This window comes from Roseateles sp., from assembly GCF_036486225.1.
GTDB lineage: Bacteria > Pseudomonadota > Gammaproteobacteria > Burkholderiales > Burkholderiaceae_C > Roseateles.
Window position 1 is genome coordinate 1 of the sequence record NZ_DASVNZ010000385.1, and the last position, 19,309, is coordinate 19,309.

The 19,309-nt window shown below is 65.3% G+C and carries 18 protein-coding genes; 13 read left to right on the top strand and 5 right to left on the bottom strand.

Translation table 11 applies throughout. The annotated features are described in order from the left end of the window. Positions 1-705, bottom strand: a 705-nt coding sequence (locus tag VF536_RS24880; protein ID WP_331617637.1) for a TolC family protein, incomplete at its 3' end; no start/stop codon positions are given. 98 nt (positions 706-803) lie between these two features. Continuing rightward, complete coding sequence (locus VF536_RS24885; RefSeq protein ID WP_331617638.1) at positions 804-1,328, bottom strand: MarR family transcriptional regulator; 525 nt, start codon at positions 1,326-1,328, stop codon at positions 804-806. 168 nt (positions 1,329-1,496) lie between these two features. Here VF536_RS24885 and VF536_RS24890 point away from each other — a divergent pair, with 168 nt between their 5' ends. The 7 genes from VF536_RS24890 (at position 1,497) to VF536_RS24920 (ending at position 9,831) form a co-directional block, all read left to right on the top strand. Beyond that, positions 1,497-3,374, top strand: a complete 1,878-nt coding sequence (locus VF536_RS24890) for an ABC transporter transmembrane domain-containing protein (protein ID WP_414710448.1) — start codon at positions 1,497-1,499, stop codon at positions 3,372-3,374. 83 nt (positions 3,375-3,457) lie between these two features. Further along, the gene (locus tag VF536_RS24895) at positions 3,458-4,285 is read left to right on the top strand and encodes a thymidylate synthase (RefSeq protein WP_331617640.1); all 828 of its coding nucleotides are present in this window, start codon (positions 3,458-3,460) and stop codon (positions 4,283-4,285) included. 168 nt (positions 4,286-4,453) lie between these two features. Further along, complete coding sequence (locus tag VF536_RS24900; protein WP_331617641.1) at positions 4,454-5,017, top strand: hypothetical protein; 564 nt, start codon at positions 4,454-4,456, stop codon at positions 5,015-5,017. Positions 5,018-5,107: 90 nt separating this feature from the next. Beyond that, positions 5,108-6,151 (top strand): DUF2971 domain-containing protein, encoded by a 1,044-nt coding sequence (locus VF536_RS24905; RefSeq protein WP_331617642.1) that lies wholly within the window; start codon positions 5,108-5,110, stop codon positions 6,149-6,151. Positions 6,152-6,463: 312 nt separating this feature from the next. Next, positions 6,464-7,123 carry a vWA domain-containing protein gene (locus tag VF536_RS24910; RefSeq protein ID WP_331617643.1) on the top strand — a complete coding sequence of 220 codons (660 nt, stop codon included), beginning with the start codon at positions 6,464-6,466 and terminating at the stop codon, positions 7,121-7,123. Beyond that, complete coding sequence (locus VF536_RS24915; protein ID WP_331617644.1) at positions 7,120-7,881, top strand: PP2C family serine/threonine-protein phosphatase; 762 nt, start codon at positions 7,120-7,122, stop codon at positions 7,879-7,881. The genes VF536_RS24910 and VF536_RS24915 overlap by 4 nt, the downstream gene beginning before the upstream one ends. A gap of 6 nt (positions 7,882-7,887) precedes the next feature. Further along, positions 7,888-9,831 carry a helix-hairpin-helix domain-containing protein gene (locus VF536_RS24920; RefSeq protein WP_331617645.1) on the top strand — a complete coding sequence of 648 codons (1,944 nt, stop codon included), beginning with the start codon at positions 7,888-7,890 and terminating at the stop codon, positions 9,829-9,831. 636 nt (positions 9,832-10,467) lie between these two features. On the opposite strand, the gene VF536_RS24925 is transcribed toward VF536_RS24920, so the two are convergent. Together VF536_RS24925 and VF536_RS24930 are read right to left on the bottom strand one after the other, a co-directional pair. Next, entirely contained in the window at positions 10,468-11,145 is a 678-nt protein-coding gene (locus tag VF536_RS24925) for a MipA/OmpV family protein (protein WP_331617647.1), read from the bottom strand. Between the two features lie 161 nt (positions 11,146-11,306). Continuing rightward, complete coding sequence (locus VF536_RS24930; RefSeq protein ID WP_331617648.1) at positions 11,307-11,573, bottom strand: hypothetical protein; 267 nt, start codon at positions 11,571-11,573, stop codon at positions 11,307-11,309. A 153-nt stretch (positions 11,574-11,726) separates the two neighbouring features. Here VF536_RS24930 and VF536_RS24935 point away from each other — a divergent pair, with 153 nt between their 5' ends. Further along, positions 11,727-12,395, top strand: a complete 669-nt coding sequence (locus VF536_RS24935) for a response regulator (protein ID WP_331617649.1) — start codon at positions 11,727-11,729, stop codon at positions 12,393-12,395. After that, complete coding sequence (locus VF536_RS24940) at positions 12,392-13,840, top strand: HAMP domain-containing sensor histidine kinase (RefSeq protein WP_331617650.1); 1,449 nt, start codon at positions 12,392-12,394, stop codon at positions 13,838-13,840. The genes VF536_RS24935 and VF536_RS24940 overlap by 4 nt, the downstream gene beginning before the upstream one ends. A gap of 40 nt (positions 13,841-13,880) precedes the next feature. Here the strand turns inward: VF536_RS24940 and VF536_RS24945 are convergent, their stop codons facing one another. Then, on the bottom strand, positions 13,881-14,417 hold the full coding sequence (locus tag VF536_RS24945) for a thermonuclease family protein (RefSeq protein ID WP_331617651.1): 537 nt from the start codon (positions 14,415-14,417) through the stop codon (positions 13,881-13,883). A gap of 93 nt (positions 14,418-14,510) precedes the next feature. On the opposite strand from VF536_RS24945, the gene VF536_RS24950 reads away from it, so the two are divergent. The 4 genes from VF536_RS24950 (at position 14,511) to VF536_RS24965 (ending at position 19,309) form a co-directional block, all read left to right on the top strand. After that, positions 14,511-15,260 (top strand): sugar nucleotide-binding protein, encoded by a 750-nt coding sequence (locus VF536_RS24950; protein ID WP_331617652.1) that lies wholly within the window; start codon positions 14,511-14,513, stop codon positions 15,258-15,260. A gap of 159 nt (positions 15,261-15,419) precedes the next feature. Beyond that, complete coding sequence (gorA, locus tag VF536_RS24955; protein WP_331617654.1) at positions 15,420-16,769, top strand: glutathione-disulfide reductase; 1,350 nt, start codon at positions 15,420-15,422, stop codon at positions 16,767-16,769. Between the two features lie 166 nt (positions 16,770-16,935). Further along, positions 16,936-17,487 carry a tetratricopeptide repeat protein gene (locus VF536_RS24960; RefSeq protein WP_331617655.1) on the top strand — a complete coding sequence of 184 codons (552 nt, stop codon included), beginning with the start codon at positions 16,936-16,938 and terminating at the stop codon, positions 17,485-17,487. A 211-nt stretch (positions 17,488-17,698) separates the two neighbouring features. After that, complete coding sequence (locus VF536_RS24965; RefSeq protein ID WP_331617656.1) at positions 17,699-19,309, top strand: cbb3-type cytochrome c oxidase subunit I; 1,611 nt, start codon at positions 17,699-17,701, stop codon at positions 19,307-19,309.

The window sequence follows — 19,309 nt, forward strand, 5'->3', positions numbered from 1 at the left end:
CAGCGGCGCCTCGGCGACGCGCAGGTCCTGCCCGTTGTCCAGGCCGGCGGCGCTGCGTTGGCGCACCAGGTCGAAGGACTGGTCGCGCAGCGACTTCTGCTGCTCCAGCAGACGCCCTTGCGCCTGGCTGCGCGCGAGCGCGACGTAGGCCTTGGCGACGGCGTTGGACACGCTCAGCCGCGCGGCGGCGGCGTCGGCCTCGGCGGCGCGCCGCTGGCCGAGCGCGGCCTGAAGCGCCGCGTCATGCTTGCCGAAGAAGTCGAACTCGTAGCTCAGCCCGGCCTGGATGTTGGCCAGCGTCTGCACGCTGCCGGCCAGCGGCGGCGGGTAGATGCCGTGTTCGGTGATGCGCTGGCGGGTCGCGTCGGCTTCGAGCTCGGCGGCCGGGCGCTTCGCGGCCTCGGCGTTCTCGGTCATCGCCGCGGCGCGGGCGATGCGGGCGCGGGCCAGCGCCAGGTTGGGCGAGTTCGCGATCGCCTGGTCGACCAGCGCGTCCAGCTGCGGATCGCGGAAGGTCTTCCACCAGGCGGCATCGAGCGCGGGGCTCTGGCTGTCGTCGAGGCCGAGGCGGGCCGCTTCGGCGCCGTCGAGCGGACGGCCGGGCTGGTCCAGCTTGGGGATGGGCGCGCAGGCGGTGAGCACCATCAGCAGCGCCGCGCCCATGGCCAGGACCAGGGTGGTGCGGTGAAGGAATCGGGAGGTCATCGGGGGGTCCTCAATGTTGTTCTTTTGGAGGGAGCAGGCAATTGAAAAGGGCAGCATCGGTCGCACTTGTCCGTCGTGGCTCATCGATCAGTTGCTCGTCATTCGCACTTGTCGACCAGCGTCGACGACTCGGACGTCAAGCCCGCGTCGCGGATAGCCTGGCCGTTGACGACGATGCGCTGCAGCAGGCCGATCAGCGTGCGGAACTCCTGGTCGGTGAAGCCGGCCAGGTGGTCGTTGAAGACCTTGGACAGCACGCCGGGGGCGGCCGCCATCGCGTTCACGCCGACCTCGGTCAGCGAGACCATCACCACGCGCCGGTCCTCGACCGATCGCTCACGGCGCACCAGGTTCTTGGCTTCCAGCCGGTCCAGCAGCCGGGTCATCGCCCCGCCGTCCATCGCCAGCTCGCGGGCGAGCGCGGCGCTGGACATCGGACCGTTGAAGCGCAGGCGCAACATCGGCGCCCACTGGGCGTGGGTCAGGTCATGCTGGCCGAGCATCTTGTCGGCCTGCAGCACCATGGACTGCTTGATCTGCCGCAGCAGCCAGCCCAGGCTAGGCTCCGACGTGAAGCTGTCGGCGCTATAGAAATCGGCGGGCGGGGGCAACTTGGCACTCATGGCGTCGTCTTTCGTTACTTCGGATTTCCAGGACGGATCTTCTGGAAATGCTTGATGACAATTATTGCTTAGGCAATGATTGCCGTGCCAATCACTGCCTGGGATGGGCTTTGCGTGGGTAGGGACATTCCCGCAACACGTGGCCCCTAAACTGAGCTCATGTCCGCCATGTCCCCTACTTCTCCCACCTCCTCCCCCTCGGAGACGGGTGTCCACCCCGAGTCGGCTCCCTCATCGGGCGGACAGGCAAACGCCGTGCGCACACCGACCAAGGCATCGCCCAAGACGCCGCCCCCCTTGCGGGCGATGGCGCCGGCGCTGTGGCCTTTCCTGCGGCCGTACCGGGGGCGGATCGCCGCGGCGATCGTCTTCCTGATCCTGGCGGCCGCGGCGACGCTGGTCTTCCCGCTCGCGCTGCGGCAGCTGATCGACCAGGGCCTGGTCTCCGCCGATCCGGGCGACCGGTTGATGGCGCTGCGCGAGCACTTCGTCTGGCTGTTCGCGACCGGCGCGGCGCTGGGCGTGTTCTCGGCGCTGCGGTTCTACGCGGTGACCTGGCTGGGCGAGCGCGTCAGCGCCGACCTGCGCACCGCCGTCTACAGCCACGTGCTGCGCCAGAGCCCCGAGTTCTTCGAGACCACGCAGACCGGCGAGGTCATCAGCCGCATCACCACGGACACCACGGTGATCCAGAGCATCGTCGGCTCCAGCCTGTCGATGGGGCTGCGCAACGTGATCATGGGCCTGGGCGCGGTGGCGCTGCTGATCTACAGCAATCCGTGGGTGATGACGCAGGTGCTGGGCATCCTGGTGCTGGTCGTGGCACCGGCGATGTTCTTCGGACGCCGGGTGCGGCGTCTGTCGCGCTCCAGCCAGGACCGCATCGCCGACACCAGCGCGATCGCCGCGGAGATGCTCAACGCGATCACCGTGGTGCAGTCGCACGCGCAGGAAGCGCGCGAGGCGGTGCGCTTCGACGTCGCCAGCGAGGCCGCGTTCGACACGGCGCGCAAGCGGACCAAGGTGCGCTCCTTCCTGGTGGCCTTCATCATCACGGCGACCTTCGGCGCGCTGCTATGGGGGCTGTACCAGGGCACGCAGGCGGTGATGGCGGGCAAGATCTCGGCCGGTCATCTCGGGCAGACGGTGGTCTACGTGATCCTGCTGGTGTCGTCGGTGGCGGTGCTGGCGGAAGTCTGGGGCGACCTGCTGCGCGCGGCGGGCGCGATGGAGCGGCTGATGGAGCTGCTCGCGGCGCAGTCGCCGGTGGCGGATCCGGCGGCGCCGGTCGCCCTGCCCGCTTCGGCCGGCCCGGCGCGCGTGAGTTTCGAGCAGGTGCGTTTCCACTACCCGTCGCGGCCCGACCGCGCCGCGCTGGAGGACTTCACGCTGCGCATCGAGCCCGGAGAGACGGTGGCGCTCGTCGGCCCGAGCGGCGCCGGCAAGAGCACGGTGCTGCAGCTGCTGCAGCGTTTCTTCGACGTCCAGGGCGGCAAACTGCAGCTGGACGGCGTGGCGGTGGACCGCGTGAAGCTGGCCGACCTGCGCGGCCGCATGGCGCTGGTGCCGCAGCAGAGCGTGATCTTCTCGGCCAGCGCGCTGGACAACATCCGCTACGGCCGTCCGGACGCGAGCCGGGAGGAAGTCATCGCCGCCGCCAAGGCCGCGCATGCGGACGAGTTCATCCGCCAGTTGCCGGACGGTTACGACAGCTTCCTGGGCGAGCGCGGCGTGCGCCTGTCCGGCGGACAGCGCCAGCGCATCGCGATCGCGCGGGCGATGCTCCAGGATGCACCGCTGCTGCTGCTCGACGAAGCCACCAGCGCGCTGGATGCCGAGAGCGAACGGCTGGTCCAGCAGGCGTTGGATGAAGCGATGCGCGACCGCACGACGCTGGTCATCGCGCACCGCCTGTCGACGGTGCAGCGCGCTGATCGCATCGTCGTGATGGATCACGGCCGCATCGTCGAGCAGGGCACGCATGCCGAGCTCGTCGCACGCGGCGGCCTGTACGCGCGCCTGGCCGCTCTCCAATTCAACGCTTGAGTGTTACTCCCTCTCCCGCTTGCGGGAGAGGGTTGGGGTGAGGGCCAGCGGCCGTGCCCGTCCACCACTCTAAAATCTTCCCCATGACCGCCGACATCACTTCCTCGCGCCCGGTGCGCAGCCAGTTCGAAGACTTCATGCGCCACGTGTACGAGCACGGGGTCGCCAAGGGTGACCGGACCGGCACGGGCACGCGCAGCGTCTTCGGTCACCAGATGCGCTTCGACCTGAGCGAGGGTTTCCCGCTGGTGACGACGAAGAAGGTGCACCTGAAGTCGATCATCCTGGAGCTGCTGTGGTTCCTGCGCGGCGACTCCAACGTCAAGTGGCTGCAGGAGCGCGGCTGCACGATCTGGGACGAGTGGGCGCGCGAGGACGGCGACCTGGGTCCGGTCTACGGCGTGCAGTGGCGCAGCTGGCCGAAGGCCGGCGGCGGGCACGTGGACCAGATCGCGGAGGTGGTGAAGCAGTTGAAGACCAACCCGGACTCGCGCCGGATCATCGTCTCGGCGTGGAACGTGGCGGAGCTGGACCAAATGGCGCTGATGCCCTGCCACGCGTTCTTCCAGTTCTACGTGGCGCACGGGAAGCTGTCGTGCCAGCTGTACCAGCGCAGCGCGGACATCTTCCTGGGCGTGCCGTTCAACATCGCGAGCTACGCGCTGCTGACGCAGATGCTGGCGCAGCAATGCGGGCTGGGGCTGGGGGACTTCATCTGGACGGGCGGGGATTGCCACATCTACTCGAACCACTTCGAGCAGGTGGAGACGCAGCTGTCGCGCAGCCCGTTCCCGTATCCGACGATGCACATCAAGCGCAAGCCGGAGTCGATCTTCGACTACGAGTTCGAGGACTTCGAGCTGCAGGAGTATCAGCATCACGCGGCGATCAAGGCGCCGGTGGCGGTGTGAGCAGCAGAAGCTGAACTAGGCCAACCTGTTCTGGGCTTTGTTTTCGGGGCAAGACATGACCCCACAGCGCGCCACGATTCCGTGCAGCAATTGGCCATCTGGCGTGGTCTTTAGCCGAGTCTCGACTGTGCATCGCTAGCATCTTCTTTCCATTCTTTTGGAGGGAAGATGAAAACAATCAAGCTGAATCAATCGCGCGTCGCACTGCTTCTCGGAATCGCCGCCCTGCAAGGCTGCAGCTCACCCGCAACGACCGAAGCCGCTTCTGACGTCATCGGTCCTCGGGTCACCTTTGCTTGGAGAGATGCAAAGGATGACCTTCACCGGGTTCCGGACCTTGGTGGTTCCAGCACCGAGAACCTCAAGATCTCCCGCTTTCCCGGCACGGTGACGAGACTCGGACCCTTCATCAGCACAGGTCGGAAGTGCAGCGGTGGCGAATCGACCTGCCGACTGGCAGTGGTCCTTCTGACGCTGCGCTATCAGACCAAGCTTGAGGGAAACACCTGGGTCCTTGAAGGCGAAGCGATCAGCTCTGCCCAGCGTTCTGCCGAGGTGAGAGACGAGATCGGTGGCCAGCAGCGCCTGAAGAAATCAATCCCGGACGACGTGCCTGTCGTTGAGGACGAGCCCGCAAAGACGGTGCCGTTCCGGTGGGTGGTCGATGCGAAAAAGCCGCTTGTCCTGAATGGTGTCGTGGGGTCGGGGTTCACGCTCTCGGCAGAGAACTGACGTCAGCGTACTCTCGCCTGAAGAAGCAGCCTCAACTCTGCGATGCAACTCGTCTACGACTATCCATGACCCCACACGGGGGGCCAATTTATGAGTTCTCAGCGTCTTGCCTTCAAGTACCGCAGCGGCGAATCCACGACACTCGAGCGAGACTTGGCAGGCTTGCGAGACGCCACGTTCTTCTCTGCGTTACGGGCCACACTCAACGACCCATTTGAAGGTCGGTTCAACAGAAGCGATCTGGATTCCCAGTTCTCTGCGCTTCGAAGTGTTGTATCGCTTGTCGCCCCAAAGGCTTTCAACTCTCTGGATTCTGTCTCATCCGCACTTGATGAGGTCCTGAGCTTTGTGGACAAGAGTGGCATCTTCTCCTTGAGCTACACGCCGCTTTCCGAGTTGATCTGGGCACACTATGGCGGGTCACACAAGGGCTTCTGCATCGGATACGACCTAGACAAGCTCGTGGAGTTCGAGCCGGCCCTGCACTCTTGCATCGACGTGAAATATCAAGATGCTGTGCCGGTGCTGCGGTCGAATCAGTTCATCGGGCGCAAGACTCCGGAAGCCGCGTTGCAGGAGATGCTGGGAATTAAGTCAACCGCTTGGTCGTACGAGCAAGAGGTGCGTGTGGTGACGGCTCCGCCTGGAGTGCATGCGCACGATTTCCGTGCAGTGAAGACGGTCTACTTCGGACTCCGATGTCCCGAGTCGACTCGAATGGCCGTAATGGAAGCCCTGGCTGGGCGAGGAGTACTCTATGAACAGGTGGAGAGCCCGCGAGCGTCGTACTTGCTTAGCTCACAACGAATCGAAGACGCGTTCGCCTCGGCTCCAAAGTACATGGCGAACATTGCGCCAATCAACGACGGCGCCTTGCAACCCGACTATTTGAAACTAGAGCAGCATCAACACAAGGCTTATCTGTTCATGGCGGCCGAAGTTGTTCGAAGAGAACCGTACTGCCGCGAAATTCAGCTCGTTGATTTCAGCGGATCGAAGAGTACGCCCGAGCGGCCTGTGATCTTTGTCCAGTACCTTCGCGCAAAGGACAAATGGGTCAAGCGCTACCTTACATTCTCCGAAATTGAGAAGCTGTATGAAGAGCTGAAGCTGCCGGCGCCCTTCCAGTCGTAAACGACCGCACTTTGATGGAAAAGCTGAGGCGACAAGACGCTTCGCTGCTCTTGCGGAGCCGGTTCGGGCACGCTCGCGGTTTCGACGGACTTCTAATATTTCGCCGAGAGCCGTCGTTCGCTGTCCCTGAGGGGTCGTACAAGTATCGCTTTCACTGTTCAGTGTTTGGCCTCACTGCTTGACCTCTTTAGCGATTCGATCGTCATCGTTTTTGGGCGATCGACATGCGCCCGCCCCCCTGGTTAGGGAGCACACAAGCCTCTCCCCCTCCAGATACACTTCTGCAACAACTATTAGCCGAAGGGAGTGAGCGTGAGCGATCAAATTTCGTTCGAGACCAACGATTTCGCCGACAACCCGGAGCCTCGGTGCCCTTGCGTTCTTCTCCTGGATGTCTCCGGCTCCATGAGCGGCCAGCCAATCGCGGAACTTAACTCCGGCTTGGTCACCTTCAAGGACGAGCTCGCGGCCGATGCGCTGGCCATGAAGCGTGTGGAGATCTCCATCGTCACCTTCGGACCGACCAAGGTGGAGCTACCGTTTACGAGCGCATCGTCGTTTTATCCTCCAGTGCTCAGCAGTCAAGGCGATACGCCCATGGGGAGCGCGATCTTGCAAGGCATCGAGCTCGTCAAGCAACGGAAGAACGAGTACCGCGCAAACGGCATTTCGTACTACCGGCCCTGGGTCTTTCTCATTACTGACGGCGGTCCTACTGACGCGTGGCAAGCCGCGGCGGCAGCTGTCCGCGAGGGTGAAGCGTCGAAGGCTTTCGCCTTCTTCGCCATCGGCGTGAAAGGCGCGAACATGGATGTCCTGAAACAGATCAGTTCGCGCGAGCCGCTGTCGCTGGACGGCCTGAAGTTTCGAGAGTTGTTCAGTTGGCTGTCCAGCTCCTTGCGCTCTGTCTCCCGCTCCACCCCGGGCACTGAGGTTCCTCTCGAGGCACCGAAGGGCTGGGCCTCGGTGTGAACTGGCGCGTCGTCAACGCCTCCGACGTTGGAACTTCGCACATCGCCGCAGGCCGAGGATGCGAGGACAGTTCGTGGGCTAGCGTTGATCGGACTTCCGCAGGGCTGGAAGTCCTTTCGATGTTCGTGGCGGACGGTGCGGGCAGTGCGCTTCGCGGGGGTGAAGGCGCCGAGCTCGCTGTGCAAGCAGCAGCGTCGTTCATGGCAGGCGCGCTTGCGCACGCAGAGTTTGGAATCAACGACGCACTTGCGGTCGAACTGGTCGTTGCTGTCCGCTCGCATATCTACGCTGCAGCGGAGTCGACCGGCCTAACTGCTCGCGATTACGCATGCACCTTTCTCGGCATCATCTCTGCGCCCGGCGGAACGCTAGCGCTTCAGATTGGCGATGGCGGCATCGTGCTCGACGTTGGCAAAGGCCTTGAGGTCCCCATTGTCCCGATGGCCGGCGAATACGCCAACATGACCCATTTCGTCACAGATGAAGATGCTGTGAAGGTTCTCGTCACCAAGGCGTTCACGGAGCCGGTGATCCGAGCTGGAGCCTTCAGCGACGGCCTGCAACGACTTGCATTGAACATGGCGACGAACACCGCTCACGAGCCGTTCTTTTCGCCATTCTTCCGTGTGCTAAGCACTGCGCCGTTTGATCAAGAGGACGAGCTGCAGAAGGCCCTCCAAAGGTTCCTCTCCAGTCCGGCGGTGAACGAGCGCACCGATGACGACAAGACACTTGTGCTAGCAGTGCAGCAAGCGTGATTTGCGATGGCGAAGACGGTCACCACATCGAAGGGTTTGGCCCTTCAACTTGGCCGAGAACTTGGAAGAGGTGGCGAAGGTTCCGTGTTCGAGGTTCCAGCGTCTGCCGAACAGGTCGCCAAGCTGTACCACAAGCCTCCGGATGCCAAAAAACAGGCCAAGCTGTCGTTCATGGCCGCTACTGCGGATTCCAAACTGACCCGCTATGCGGCCTGGCCGCAGGAGACACTTCACAACGGCAAGGGCGGATCGGTCATCGGTTTTTTGATGCCCAAGGTGACAGGCAGAGAGCCCATTCATATGGTCTACAGCCCTGCTCACCGCAGACAGGAACGACCGAAAGCCGCGTGGGATTACCTCCTCTTTGTTGCGCGCAATACAGCCGCCGCCTTTGAGACCATTCACGAGCACGGACACGTCCTAGGAGATGTGAACCAGGGTAACGTGATGGTGGGCTCCGACAGCAAGGTAGTGCTCATCGACTGCGACTCCTGCCAAGTCAACGCCGCAGGCACCCTGCACCTTTGCGAGGTAGGTGTCTCGCACTTTACGCCGCCAGAGTTGCAAGGGCTGTCTTCCTTCGATGGAATCGTCCGCAAGCCAAACCATGACAACTTTGGCTTGGCACTGCTCATCTTCCATCTCCTCTTCGGCGGTCGACACCCGTACTCCGGGGTGCCACTTCGCGACGGTGTCGGCGACGCTCTGGAGAGCGACATCAAAGGCTATCGCTACGCTTACGCACGCGATGCCCGACAACGAGGGTTCTCTCCTCCCCCGCGCTCAATACCCACGGAGATCGTTCCGGACGCCATGCAGAGCATGCTCCATGCGGCGTTCACGGAGACTGGCGCGCAGGGCGGTCGGCCAACCGCCAAACAATGGGTAGCCGCTCTCGATGCACTGCGCAGTAGGTTGAAGCGATGCTCCGTGAGCTCGTCAATGCACGTGTATCCCGATCACTTGTCTGCATGCCCTTGGTGCACGCTTGAGCGGCAAGGCATCGCCTATTTCATTGACCTCGGCACGACCTACACCCCCACGGCTACGGGCTTCGTGCTGGCCAAAGCCTGGGCGCTCATTGAGGCGGTTCCGGTCCCGCCGGTCGTGACGTTGCCAAGCATTGGCAATTTCAACGTCAAGCCGAAGGAACTGCCCAGTGGAGTCAGAGGGAAGAATGACGTCCTGGGCTATCGACTCTTAGCCGTTGGGCTGGCTCTAGTCGTTGCAGTGTCAGAACCTGCGGCATGGTTCTGGTGTGCCTTGGCTGCATTCGTTGTTTGGCACATGCTGTCCTCCGTTGGAGCTGATGCCCGGAGCGCGGAGTGGAAGAGGAGAAAAGATGCGAAGGCCGCCGCCCAAAGCGAGTACGAGCGTCTCTCAGGTCAGCTTCAGGCCGAAACAGGCCCGCAGGGCTTCAGTATGCGTCGCCAGGAACTTGTGAAGGCGCGGGACGAATACCAGGCCATTCCTCAGCGTGAGCAACACGAACTGGACAAACTCAAAGCCACAGCTCAAGACCGGCAGAAGCAGAAGTTCCTGGACGGGTTCTTCATCGACAGCGCAGACATTGCTGGCGTCGGCCCCGCTCGAAAAGCAGCGCTGCGGTCCTTCGGCATCGAGACCGCTGCAGATGTGGACTGGAACCGAGTGCGACAGGTCCGCGGCTTCGGCGAAGGCCTGACCCGTGCTGTAGTGGATTGGCGCTCCAGTTGCGAGCGCCGCTTCGTCTTCAATCCCGCCACTGCAATATCAGCAGCCGACATCGCGACGATCAAGTCAAAATTTGGCGCACGGAAGGTAGCACTTGAAGCGATTCTTGGATCAGGTGCAACTGAACTCCGTCGTTTCCGAGACAGCGCTGCACAGCGCGCAGAGACGCTGCAACCAGCGCTAAACAAGGCTGCGGCTGCGCTAGCGCAAACGACCGCAGACCTAACTGCGATGTGATTGGGGAGTGATCAATCTATGGCGCAGACGCTACGTAGTCTGAACAGGTGCAAAGACTGCCGGTACACCTGGTATCCGCGCGGGAAGAACTTGTCTCGGGTGTGCCCAAACTGCGGCAGTTCCAATGTCGCTATCGTCGTCAACTGGATACCGCTGGTTGCCGTCGGAGCGATTGCGCTTTACCTCGTCTTTGGAAGCAAGACGTCCGACCGTACACGTAGTGAGTCAGCCCAAATCGAGTCGCCGGCACCAGGTCTTGCCTCTGTGGAAATTACGGAGGCGCCCTCGACCTCCGAGCCCCCAGCTCCAGCCGCCCTCGTCGTTGAAGCTCCTTCGCCGAGATCTGCAGATCTGAAAGCCCCAGCAACGGTCGACGACACGAAGGCCACGAGCACGCAACTAGTCGAGTCCTTGGAGGAAAAGCGTTCGGCTCTAGCAAAGACCGAAGACGCTCCGAAGTCATCTCAGTTGCCCGTTTCGACTCACTTTGATGAGTACGAGCGCATCTATTCGGACGAAGAGATATCAGCGCTCGAGGAGCGACATCGTTACCAAGGCGACGACCCAATTGTGCGTGCCCGCTTGGGCATCCCGTCGCGCGAAACGAAAAAACTTATCCGTTGACGGTGATCGACCTCAATACGAGTAACTCACAAACACCGCCCCCACCGGCGACGTCGTGCGCCGTGTGAGCGGGCTCTTCTTCGCATCACCCAGCAGCGTCTGCGCGCCGACCATCCCGGTGACGCTCCAGTCGGTCGAGAGCTTGTACTGCCAGCTCACCCCAGCTTCCGCGAGATGCATGCCACCCTTCGGCGTGTAAACGGCGTACCCCGACCTCGCCGACTGCGCCGCCGTCACCCCGTGATACGTCTGCATGTACTTCTTGTCGGCCGCATTCGCCGACGCCGACAGCACCACCGTGTTCTTCCCATCCGCCAGCAGCGTCGCCGCGGCGCCGATGCTGTACAGCGAGCCGTTGTCGCGATTGGAGATCGCCTGCTCCGTCGAGACCTGCAATTGCAGGCGTTCCATCACCGCATAGCTCAGCGCCAGGTTCGCGGTGGCGCTCCCTTTCACATCGCCCATGCCGCGCAGGTACTTGCTGCCGGTGCTGAAGCTCAAGCCGCTGCTCTTCTTCTCCTTGCGCTCGCCGCGATAGCCCAGCGCCGCGCTGTAGCTCAGGCCGCTCGCCTCGCCGGCGAATCCGACGCCGCGTTGCGTGCTCGCGAAGAAGCCGCTGGCATGCGCGTACTCGATGCCGATGAGCGGCACCACCATCCGCTCGTCGGAGCCCGTGTACCGCGTCGACACCCCCACGCCTCCTTGGACGACGAGCGAGGACCTCGGCGCGGCCGGCGTTGCGGATTGCGCCTGCGCGGCTACTCCGATCGGCAGCATCAGGGAGGCGAGAACGGCAGGAGAAAGTTTCATCATGGTGGTGTTCGTGGATGTCATTGAGAAGTGGATCGCGCTCATTCGAAGCGCTTGAAAGGTCGGCATTCGCCGGAGAGCCGCCTGCCCTCCGCCTGGCGGCCGGTGACGCGGTAGTTGCCCTTGCACCATTCCGCCGCCGTCCGGTCGCACGCAGCCCAGCCCTCCGGACCGGCGCAGGTGACGACGAAGTCCTTGCGCTCCTGCGCCGCGAAGAGCGGATCGAATGCGGCCGCGCACGCGCCCAGCGCGCAGACGATGACGTAGAGCGACGGTGTGATCGGACGGTGCTGAGGTGCAGCAGTCATGTCGTTACTCCCTGAACTGCGCCCGGCAACCCGCCGGACCGCCACGGCAGTGTCGAAAACCCTCATGAACCCAACCTGAGCCGGACATGAAGAAAGGATGAAGCGCCGTCCGCCACGGCCCTTTCCTGCGCCCCGGGCTGGTCCAATGTCGGCATGAAGATCCTGCTCATCGAAGACGACCTGGACCTGGGCAACGGCGTGCGCATCGCGCTGACCGACCACGGCATGGACATCGTCTGGGCGCGCAACATCGAGGGCGCGCTGCGCCAACTCGAGGACGGCGCCTGCGACCTGGTCCTGCTGGACCTCGGCCTGCCCGACGGCGACGGCCTGCATCTGCTGGCCCGCCTGCGGCGCGAGCAGGGCTCGCTGCCCGTCCTCATCCTCAGCGCCCGCGACGCGTTGAAGGACCGCCTGCAAGGCCTGGACTCCGGCGCCGACGACTACCTCGTCAAACCCTTCGAGGTCGCCGAGCTGGTCTCGCGCATCCGCGCCCTCGCCCGCCGCAGCTACGGTTTCGACGGCGACCTGCTCACCGTGCGCGACCTGCAGCTGCACCTCCCCACGCGCCGCGTCAGCGTGGCCGGCCGCCCGGTCGAGCTCACCGTCAGCGAGTACGACCTGCTGCGCCTGCTGATGATGCGCACCGACCGCATCGTCACCCGCCGCACGCTCGAGGAACAGGTGCTCCCCGGCGGCCAGAGCAACGCCAGCAACTCGCTCGACGTGCACATGGCCAACCTGCGCCGCAAGATCGGCGACGGCTACGTCCGCACCGTGCGCGGCGTGGGCTACGTGATCGATCTGCAGGAGGGCCCATGAGCACAGCGGTCCTCCGCGGCCTGAGGGCGGCGACGTCCGCCGTCTTCAGGCCGAGCCTGGTCCGGCGTCTGCTGGTGGCGCAGATGCTGCTGCTCACGCTGCTCTGGTCGATCGGGTTCGTCTACCTGCTGTATCAGGGCGCGCGGCCGCTGCTCCAGAGCCACCGGATCTACGAGACGATCAACGCGATCGCCGACGAACTCGTCGAGGACCCGGCGCGCCGCAACCGCGTCCTGGACCGCGCCCATGAAGCGATCGTCGATGAATTCGACGAGCTCAACGATCCGAAGCCCAGCTTCATCGTCGAGCAGCGCGGGCAGGTCGCCTATCGCAGTCCGCAGGCGCCTGCGGTCGTCCCGTCCGGCCCCTTGGACGAGGAGTACCCGCTTCGCGTCGACGGCGTGGGTTACGTGGCCAAGACGGTGATGGCGCCCAGCGGAACACGCACGACGTTCTTCGCCCAGGACCACGGGATGAACGTCTTCATCACGATCTTCTCCAAGAGCTTCTTCCTGCTGCCGCTGCTGATCAGCATCCCTTTCCTGGTCCTGCCGGCCTGGCTGTCGATCCGCCTGGCGATGAGGCCCTGGACCGGCGTCGCCCGCGAGATGACCGCCCGCGGCCCGCAAGACCTGGCCCCGCTCGCCTATCGCGGCGGGCATCGCGAACTCGCCGTCATGGTCGACGCGATCAACGGCTGGATGCGGCGCGTGCGCGACAGCAGCGAACGCGAACGCAGCTTCGTCGCCGACGCCGCCCATGAGCTGCGCACCCCGCTGGCGGCGATGCTCGTCAACGTCGAGGCGCTGCGCGTGAACGCCCGCGACGAGCGCGAACGCCAGCTCATGGCCGGCGTGATCAGCAGCGGCCATCGCGCCACGCGCATGGTCAACCAGCTGCTGCGCCTGATGCGCAGCGAAGCGCACGGGTCCGATCCGGTCGAGCGCGTCGAGCTGGACCGCCTGCTGCAGGACCGGCTGGCGGTGCTGTCGCCGTTGGCATCGGCGCGATCGGTGGAGCTCGAGCTCTCTGCGGAACCGGGGCTGTGCGTCGCGGCGCAGCTCACCTCGCTGGAGTCGCTGGTCGACAACCTGGTCGAGAACGCCGTCAAGTACGGCCCGGTGGGCGGCACCGTGCGCGTGATGCTGAAACGCGCCGGCGGCGAGGCCCTGCTGTACGTGACGGACCAGGGCCCCGGCATCCCGCCAGCGCTGCGCGAGCGCGTGTTCGACCGCTTCTTCCGCGATCCGGCGCAGCGCGAGCCCGGCAGCGGCTTGGGGCTGGCTATCGTCAAGGCCGTACTGGACCAGCTCGGCGGTCGGATCGAGATGCGCGATCGCCTGGGGGAAGACAACGGCAGCGGCTTGGAGGTCGCACTGAGACTTCCGTTGGCGGAAGCATCGAAGGCAAAGGCGTCGTCGGACTATCTCGAACCCAGGACCTAGTGGCTGCCCGGCGCCAGCCTGGCGCCAGCAGGTTTTCCGTTCACTTCTTGCTGCGCCGGAACTCCCACGGAGGGGTCGGCGCCGCCTCGCTCCACAGGCCGCGTCTCGCGCGCCGGGCATCGACCTCCTCGGCCGAGTAGAGGGTGCGCTGGCCGGCCGCCTGTTCCCGCGCGTACGCCTTGTAGTGCCACGCCAGGCCCGCTCTCAGCTGGGCTTGACCGACATCGACCGAACGCACGCGGACCACCCCGAGGATGCGGCCGTAGCGGTCTCTCTTCTTCCAGTCGACGACCACCTCCTGTCTGAACACCAGCTCGGACAGGTGCTGGCGCGAACGCTCACCGAAGGCCTGGCGCTTCTCCGGCGCATCGATGCCGACCAGCCGCACGCGATGCTGATGGTGCTCGTTGTCCAGCACGGTCAGTGTGTCGCCGTCAGCAAGGCCGACCACCTCGCCTCGGAGCGTCGCTGCGCTGGCGGTACCGAGCAAGCCGCACAGGAGGACCGCAATCAGGCACGCGTGGCGCGGGGAGAACGGAGAGAACTGGGAAAGGCATCTACCGGAGGAAACGGGCATGAACGGAGCAGAGCTGCGACGGGACCCGGTTTGTAGATCATCTTGGACACGTGGCAGAGTCGGGCTGTCAAAAATGCATAGATTGATGTGTCCATGAAGCTCCTCATCACCGGACTGAACGGCACCGTGGCGCCCTGGGTCGGCCGCGAAGCCGAAGCGCGAGGCTGGGACGTCGTCGCGTGGGACCGCAACGCGGTGGATCCCGCCAACGAGACCGCCGCCCTCGCCTTCCTCCGCGCCGAGGCGCCGGATGCCATCGTCCACCTGGCGATGGGCGCCGAGTCCTGGGCAGGTCAACTGGCGGGCTTCGCGCGGCTGCACGGCGTCCACCTGGTCTTCGTGAGCACCGCGATGGTCTTCGACGCTTCGCCGGACGGACCTCATCGACCCGGCGACCCGCGGACCGCCAAGGACGACTACGGGCAGTACAAGATCCGATGCGAGGACGCCGTGCTGACGGCCTGTCCGTCGGCGACGGTGGCCCGCATCGGCTGGCAGATCGCGGCGGACGCCGTCGGCAACAACATGCTCCGCCACCTGGATGAGCAGCACGCCCGGGACGGGCGCATCCGCGCGAGTTCAGCCTGGCGGCCGGCGTGCTCGTTCATGTCCGACACCGCGGCGGCGCTCTGCGACCTCGTTCAGGAAGGAACGGGCGGTCCCGTTCACCTGGACAGCAACGCCTTGGATGCGCTGACCTTCGACCAACTGGTTCAGCAGCTGGCGAAGAAATTCGAGCGGGATTGGGTGGTCGAGGTGACGCAGGACTACGTGCATGACCAGCGGCTCGTGAACGAGAGCGGCGGATCGATGCTGCCCCCGCTGAGCGCACATCTGGGGTAAGGCCGCCCGCGATCGCCGGGGCTGCCTGCAGCTTGGCGGCCGCATTGTTCCTCCGCAGACAACTCCCTGTTCCCCCGCCCCCTGTAGATGACCAGGGCGTACATCGTTACGCTCTCGTATCGATAGGAGGGCCCGGAACAACGTCCGGGCCATTGACGTATGCAGCAGTTCGACTTTGATCTCTTCGTGATCGGCGCAGGCTCCGGCGGAGCGCGTGCCGCCCGGGTCGCCGCAAAGCATGGGGCGCGCGTGGGCATCGCCGAGGGCGCCAACTTCGGCGGCACCTGCGTCAACCGCGGCTGCGTGCCCAAGAAGCTGATGGTCTACGCCAGCCGCATCCCCGACGCGATCAAGTCCGGCAAGGCCTTCGGATGGGACGCGCCGGCCGCCCGCTTCGACTGGAACGCCTTGATGAGCCACAAGGACACCGAGATCGACCGCCTGGAGAGCGTCTACGAGCGCAACCTCCTGGGCGCCGGCGTGCAGACCTTCCCCGAACACGCCACGCTGCTGGACGCCAACACCGTGCGGCTGCGCAATAGCGGCCAGGTCGTGACGGCCCAGCGCATCCTCATCGCCACCGGCGCCGCGCCTGCCCGCCCCGACTTCCCCGGCGTCGAACTGGCGATCACCTCCGACGAGCTCTTCCATCTGCCCGAGCAGCCGAAGCGCCTCCTGATCGTCGGTGGCGGCTACATCGCCGTCGAGTTCGCCGGCGTCTTCGCCGGTCTGGGCAGCCAGGTGACGCAGCTCGTGCGCGGCCCGGCGCTGCTGCGCGGCTTCGACGACGAGATCGCCGAGACGCTGCGCGAGCATCTGTCCATGCGCGGCGTCGACCTGGTCTTCGAGGACCGCATCGAGCTGCTGCAGCGGGAAGGCGCGGCACTGCGCGTCACCACGACCGGCGGCCGGTCCTTCGAGGTGGATACCGTCCTGCTCAGCACGGGCCGTCTCCCGAACATCGAAGGACTCGGGCTCGAAGCAGCCGGCGTCGAGGTCAACGACAAGGGCGCGATCGTGGTCGGCCCGGGCGGCCGCACGACCGTCGTCTCGATCTTCGCCATCGGCGACGTGACCGATCGTCTGAACCTGACGCCGGTGGCCATCCGCGAGGGTCAGGCGTTCTCGGACCGCCACTACGGCGGCATCGAATCGCCGGAGATCGACTACGCGCTGGTCCCGACCGCCGTCTTCACGACGCCCGAGATCGGCGTCGTGGGCATGACCGAGTCGCAGGCGCGCGAGCACTACCCTCGCCTGCGCGTGCTGAAGACGCGGTTCCGCTCGATGGCGCAGGCCTTCGCCGGCTCGCAGGATCAGGTCTTCTTCAAGGTCCTGGTCGACGATGCGACGGACCGCGTGGTGGGCGTGCATCTGCTCGGCGAAGGCGTCGCCGAGATGATCCAGTTCATCGCCGTGGCCTTGAAGGCGAATGCGACCTGGCTGGACTTCCGCAGCACGGTGGCCTTGCATCCGACCATCGCCGAGGAGCTGGTCACGCTCAAGTGAGATCGGCGGGGCGGCGAGCCGGGGCCATCCACGGCTCGCCCATCGATGGGACCGTGCGCCGCGGGGCCTCTTCTCTTCCGCTTGTCCTACACGCACTCGCACCGCTCTCCGGCAGAGGCAAGTCCCGACCCCCGGCACCATTCAGGCAACTCTTCAGAGCACTGCCATGACCACCAACCCGCCGATCTCCGCCGCCGACGTCCTCCTGCGCATCGTGTCCGCGCGCCCCGCCCTGCGTGTCGACGACGTCGAGCTGCACAGCTCGGCGCGCGGCCTGAGCAACGCCGCGCTGGACGCGCTGGTGGAACTCGCGGCCCTGACCGAGACCACCGACGAGGCCGCCGCCGAAGCCGGCTACCGCCAGGCCATCGCCAACGATCCCTGCCACATCGAGGCCTTCTCGCAGCTGACCTCGCTGCTCAGCCGCCAGGGCCGCCACGACGACGCGCTGGAACTGATCGACCAGGCCGTCGGCTGGTGCAGCGACATCGCCTCGCTGTACTTCTTCGCCGGCAAGGTGCAGGAGAGCGCCGGTCGCGCCACCCTCGCCATCGCCGCCTTCGAGCAGGCGCTCGACCTGAACCCGGCCCTGGCCGAGGCGCATTACCGCCTGGGCTCGTTGTGCGAGCAGCTCGGCGAGCCGCGCGCCTCCGCCGCCCACTTCCGCGTCTATCGCCGACTCGTGGACGAGAACCAGTCCAACCTGCGGCTGAGCTGAGCTGAGCTGAGCTGACCCGGCCCGAGCGGATTCGCGTAATCCCTCCTTCCGATCCCGCACGGCCGGTCCATCATCCGGCGGTCAACGAGGACTGCGGCGAGCCTGACGCTCGCCGCACCGCGTGGTGCCGCCGGATCGAGACCCAGAGCCGTTAGACGCCCGACCGAGCCCCGCCACGTCCCTCATGCATCCGCATTCGAGGAGGGGTTCCGTGAACACCATCGCCATCCTGATGTCGGCGTTCGTGCTGTCCGTCGTCGCGCTGATGATCTTCATCTGGACGCAACGACGCGGCATCCTGGACGGCGACCCGACAGCCGCTGAAGTCATCTTCGCCGCCGGCGAGGTCGGCACCGTCGAGGACCCCGCCTCCACCGGCCGACGCGTCCAGGCGCTGCAGGGCACCAGCCCGCCGCAGGGCGTGCCCGACGCCCGCGAGCTCGCCGAGCGCGCCCGCGCCGACGCCTCCTCCGGCCCGCTGGTGTTCTTCTTCCTCTGCTGCGCCTTCATCTGGCTGCTGGTCGCCTCCGCCGCCGGGCTGACCGCCTCCATCAAGCTCCACGAGCCCGACTGGCTGGTGCAGTACCCCTGGCTGACCTTCGGCCGCATCCGCACCATCCACCTCAACGCCGTCGCCTACGGCTGGGCGCCGATGGCGGGACTGGGCATCGCGCTGTTCGTCATTCCCCGGCTGCTCAAGACCGAGCTGGTCGGCGCGCGTTACGCCTTCCTCGGCGCCGCGCTCTGGAACGCCGCGCTGATCGCCGGCCTGGGCGCGATCGCCGCCGGCTTCAGCGACGGCCTCGAGTGGCTGGAGATCCCCTGGCAGATCGACATCCTCTTCGTCATCGGCGGCTCGCTGGTCGGCGTCCCGCTGGTGCTGACCCTGCTCAACCGCAAGGTCCACCACCTCTACGTCTCGGTCTGGTACATGGGCTGCGCGCTGTTCTGGTTCCCGGTGCTGTTCTTCGTCGCCAACGTCCCCGGCCTGCACAAGGGCGTGCAGCAGGCCGCGATGAACTGGTGGTTCGGCCACAACGTGCTGGGCCTGTTCTACACGCCGCTGGCGCTCGCCTCCATCTACTACTTCCTGCCCAAGATCGTGGGCCGGCCGGTGCAGAGCTACAACCTCTCGCTGCTGGGCTTCTGGGGCCTGGCCTTCTTCTACGGCCAGGTCGGCGGCCACCACCTGATCGGCGGCCCGGTGCCGGGATGGCTGATCACGCTGTCCATCGTCCAGTCCTTCATGATGGTGATCCCGGTGCTGGCCTTCAGCGTCAACATGCACGGCACGCTGAAGGGCCGACTCGCCGCCATCCGGCATTCGCCGACGCTGCGCTTCATCGCCTTCGGCGGGCTGATGTACTTCGCCAGCTCGGTGCAGGGCTCCTTCGAGGCGCTGCGCAGCGTCAACGCCGTCGCCCACTTCACCCACTACACCGTGGGCCATGCGCACCTCGGGCTCTACGGCTTCGTCACCATGGTGTTCTTCGGCGCCATCTACTTCGTCGTCCCGCGCGTGACGACGCGTGAGTGGCCCTCGCCCTGGCTGATCGGCGCGCACTTCTGGCTCGCCGCCGTCGGCATCACGATCTACTTCCTCAGCACCAGCATCGGCGGCTGGGAGCAAGGCAAGGCGATGCTCGACGCGTCGCGGCCTTTCATGGAATCGGTGACGCTGACGATTCCCTACCTGAAGCTGCGCAGCATCGGCGGCGGGCTGATGGCGCTGGGGCACGTGGTCTTCGCGGTGCACTTCGCGTTGCTGCTCGCCGGCAAGTCCGCCGGGCAGGATCAACCGACGCTGTTGCGCGCCATCTGA